The sequence below is a fragment of the Paenibacillus sp. 01T422 genome (assembly GCF_056398785.1).
Genome location: NZ_JBFTQB010000658.1, coordinates 1 through 3,747, shown reverse-complemented (window position 1 = coordinate 3,747; position 3,747 = coordinate 1). Strand labels below are relative to the sequence as shown.

Below are 3,747 nucleotides of genomic sequence, written 5' to 3'. Positions count from 1 at the left end.
TTTCGTTATAATAAGGACATCAGGGCATCTAATAAATATAAAATGGGGTAATCACTATGAACATGTATATCTACTATGCGATATTCTCGCTTATCTTGTTATTTGGATTGGTAACAACCTTTATGATTGGGTTTTCTCGTAAGAACAAGGAAGGTGACACCACTTACTTCCAGAAGACTGGAAGTAAGTGGGCACGTCTTACTTCCTTGTATGTGGTGTCGATCGCAGCAGGTTTACTAGCGCTGGTGGCTTATATTTGGTATTTAATTCGATAAGAAAGACCGCATCTTTGCAGCTTTATGGCAAGGATGCGGTCTTTTTTTCGCTATTTCAGTCTTTAATGAATCGTTCCCTTGGACTGGGKAACGGAGTGGCTGGAGGTAGCTCAAYGAATCATTCCCTTGGACTGGGGAACGGAGTGGTAGCCAACGTCTCAGTCCCTTGGACTGGGGGCTGCCGAGTGGCTGGGCGTGAGCTTGAGCCTGTGCTGCTTGCTTGCTAGCTTACTAGCTWGCATGCATGCGAATAACGCCGATTCCTCCTGCTAATTTCGGCAAATGAGCCACTTTTGGGCAAATAACTGGAWTTGCTACCGTTAATTTCACCACATCTAGCAGATTTCAGGTAGCTGCCTACGATATAGCTGTAGCTTCTACCGCTAATTCATTCCCAGCCACTAAGTAGCAGAGAATAACGGCAGMTTTTCCATCTATTTCAGCTGGAGRTRGCTCAATGAATCATTCCCATGGACTGGGCAACTGCCGAGTGGTTGGGCGTGAGCGTGAGTGTGAGCTTGAGCTTGAGCTTGAGCTTGAGCTTGAGCTTGAGCTTGAGCTTTGGCTTGCTAGCTTGCTAGCTTACATGCGAATAACGCCGATTCTTCCTGCTAAATTCCGCAAAGGGTATTGGGAAATTTGTAATTGGTGGGTGAGGTGGGGGTTGGCTATATGCTGATTAGGATGATTAAATGGTGGGGTAAGTAAAGTAGCTAAAACCAAMGCCTGTCGGATCTAATCCGTCAGGCTTTCTTATGAAGTTGAAACGCCTCGTATAGCTGGGCCAAGCCCCCTGGCGTATACCATCCTGGCGCGGTCTTGTAAAGCTAACCCGCATATGCTCTTGATCAAACCCGTAAACACTCCCCGGCACGAATTACACGCCTCGTTTGATCGCTTCATCCATCATCGGCCTCACGATTAAAATTACACCAAAGGTTCAATCCGCCTTGCGGTTTTACGAAGGAAGCGGAGTCGCCCATGATGTCTTGCAATCCGGACATTAGGACATCGCGCTTATGCTGTAAGCTTTTACGCAAAAGATGAATTTGATTTTCAAAATGGCCATCAGCAAAAAAGTGGTTGGCGAGCCACTGAGGGATCCGGCTTAAGCCGAAATCCATTCGCTGCCGCGCATCCGTCAACACCTTCACTTTAAGTATTTCCTAGTTGGGCAAAATAGTGCAAACCAAATATAGCATCTCAGGTGTGATGAGAATCATGCCAAGTCATCCTAGATCCCTCTTTCATACTACCATACTTGTATGGTAGTATGGTAATAACATTCGAATCTGGGAGGTGAATCACAACTTTGTATATCAAACCAATGATTAGCACGACGCGCGATGCCGTTTATCATGCTCTCAAAGAGCAAATTCTTATGCTGGATTTACTGCCAGGTACAAGCATTTCGGAGAAAGAAATCTCCGTTCAATTTGGTGTGAGCCGTACGCCGGTGCGTGAGAGTTTTGCTCAGTTATCGCAAGAGGGCTTGCTCGATATTTACCCGCAGCGAGGGACGGTTGTTTCGCTTATCGATCTGGAGCGTGTGGAGGAAGCGCGCTTTATTCGGGAGCAGCTGGAGAGGGCTGTTATTTCCTTAGCTTGTGTGAATTTCCCCGCGGATGCGATGCAGCAGCTCAGATCTAATCTCGCTTATCAGCAAGTTTCCATGCGGGAGAAGGATTTTAAGAAGATGTTTGAATTGGATGAAGCGTTCCACCGGACGATCTTTGAAGGATGCAGGAAGCTGAATACTTGGGCAGTCATCCAGCAAGTGAATGTTCATCTGAACCGGACTCGTATGCTCAGACTGGCCGCGGATCATAGATGGGATGAGCTGTATGAACAGCACGAACAGATGGTGGATGCGATTGCACATCACGAAGCCGGCAAGGCTGAACAAGTGATGAACACACATCTTCACCTCACGATTGCGGATCAAACCGTATTGAAGGAGAAATTTCCGACGTATTTCAAATAAGGAATAGCAGGAGGCGACAACACGATGAAAATGGTATATCGCTGGTTTGGCGAAGGCAACGATACAGTAACACTGGAGCAAATTAAGCAAATTCCTGGTGTAGAGGGCATTGTTTGGGCGCTCCACGATGTTCCGGCTGGTGATGAGTGGCCGATGGATAAAATCTTGCAGGTTAAGGAAGCCGCCGAGAAGGCTGGCCTTCATATGAAGGTCGTCGAAAGCGTTAACATTCATGAGGATATCAAGCTCGGGCTGCCAAGCCGCGATGTCTACATAGATAATTATAAGAAGACGATCGTGAAGCTGGCTGAGGTCGGCGTGAAAGTGATCTGTTATAACTTTATGCCCGTTTTTGACTGGGTGCGGACCGATCTGCATAAGGAATTGGAAGATGGATCCACTGCCCTATTTTATGAAAAAGAAAAAGTCGCCCATCTGAACTTGGAAGAACAGGTGCAGCGAATTAACGCCAATCCGAATTTCACGATGCCGGGCTGGGAGCCAGAGCGTCTTGGTCGACTAACTGAATTATTCGATGCCTATAAGGATGCGTCGGAAGAGCAGCTTTTTGACAACGCCAAGTATTTTCTTGAAGCTATCATTCCTTTCGCAGCAAAATATGATATTCGAATGGCGATCCATCCGGATGACCCGCCTTGGCCTATTTTTGGACTACCTCGCATTATTACGGGGCAAGCCAATATTCGCCGTTTCCTAGGACTTGTAGATAGTCCATATAATGGCCTGACTATGTGCAGCGGGTCGCTCGGAGCGAATCCAGCGAATGATATCGTTGCGATCGTGAATGAGTTCGCTGATCGCATTCCATTTGCTCATATTCGCAACGTTCGGGTATATGACAACGGTGATTTTATCGAAACTTCGCATCGGACAACGGACGGCACGGTAGATATCGCTGGCATTGTGAATGCGCTGCATGACAACAATTATGATGGATTTTGTCGTCCGGATCATGGACGACATATTTGGGACGAGCAGTGCAGACCCGGCTACGGTCTGTATGATCGTGCGCTTGGTATTATGTATTTGTGGGGATTATGGGACGCAAATCGCCGGAAATTATAAACAGGAAGAATGGGGGACTAAACATGAAGGGCATTACGAATTTTCCAGCATTGCAAGGGAAAGTTGTCGTTATTACAGGAGGAGCCGGCGTTCTGTGCCGGGTTATGGCTTTGGAACTCGCACGTCAAGGCGGGCGAATTGCTATTCTGAACCGTACCGTTGAAAAAGGGCAGGAGGTTGTGGCTGAGATTGCCGCAGCTGGCGGTGAAGCCATCGCGTTGTCCTGCGACGTAACGGATGCAGAGAGTGTTGCACAAGCGGCAGAAGCGATCATGGAGCAGCTCGGACCGTGCGATATCTTGATCAATGGCGCCGGAGGCAATCATGCCAGTGCGAATACGACGAACGAAACGTTCAAGTTGGAAGACTTGGCGAATCCGGACATTCAGACCTTCTACGATC

General features: G+C 47.7%; 6 protein-coding genes. 5 read left to right on the top strand and 1 reads right to left on the bottom strand.

Translation table 11 applies throughout. The features are described from left to right. Positions 1 to 56 precede the first annotated feature (56 nt). Both AC1DUA_RS28340 and AC1DUA_RS28335 read left to right on the top strand, forming a co-directional pair. Entirely contained in the window at positions 57 to 275 is a 219-nt protein-coding gene (locus AC1DUA_RS28340; RefSeq protein WP_477502939.1) for a hypothetical protein, read from the top strand. Positions 276 to 732: 457 nt separating this feature from the next. Then, a complete protein-coding gene (locus AC1DUA_RS28335; protein ID WP_477502938.1) occupies positions 733 to 954 on the top strand; it encodes a hypothetical protein in 222 nt (73 codons plus the stop codon). A 220-nt stretch (positions 955 to 1,174) separates the two neighbouring features. Here AC1DUA_RS28335 and AC1DUA_RS28330 read toward each other — a convergent pair whose 3' ends face one another. After that, complete coding sequence (locus AC1DUA_RS28330) at positions 1,175 to 1,429, bottom strand: hypothetical protein (protein WP_477502937.1); 255 nt, start codon at positions 1,427 to 1,429, stop codon at positions 1,175 to 1,177. A gap of 173 nt (positions 1,430 to 1,602) precedes the next feature. Between AC1DUA_RS28330 and AC1DUA_RS28325 the strand changes: the two genes are divergently transcribed. The 3 genes from AC1DUA_RS28325 to AC1DUA_RS28315 all read left to right on the top strand — a co-directional run. Then, the gene (locus tag AC1DUA_RS28325; protein ID WP_477502940.1) at positions 1,603 to 2,259 is read left to right on the top strand and encodes a GntR family transcriptional regulator; all 657 of its coding nucleotides are present in this window, start codon (positions 1,603 to 1,605) and stop codon (positions 2,257 to 2,259) included. Positions 2,260 to 2,283: 24 nt separating this feature from the next. Then, complete coding sequence (gene uxuA / locus AC1DUA_RS28320) at positions 2,284 to 3,345, top strand: mannonate dehydratase (protein WP_477502936.1); 1,062 nt, start codon at positions 2,284 to 2,286, stop codon at positions 3,343 to 3,345. Positions 3,346 to 3,368: 23 nt separating this feature from the next. Then, on the top strand, positions 3,369 to 3,747 hold a 379-nt coding region (locus AC1DUA_RS28315), incomplete at its 3' end, for an SDR family NAD(P)-dependent oxidoreductase (RefSeq protein ID WP_477502935.1).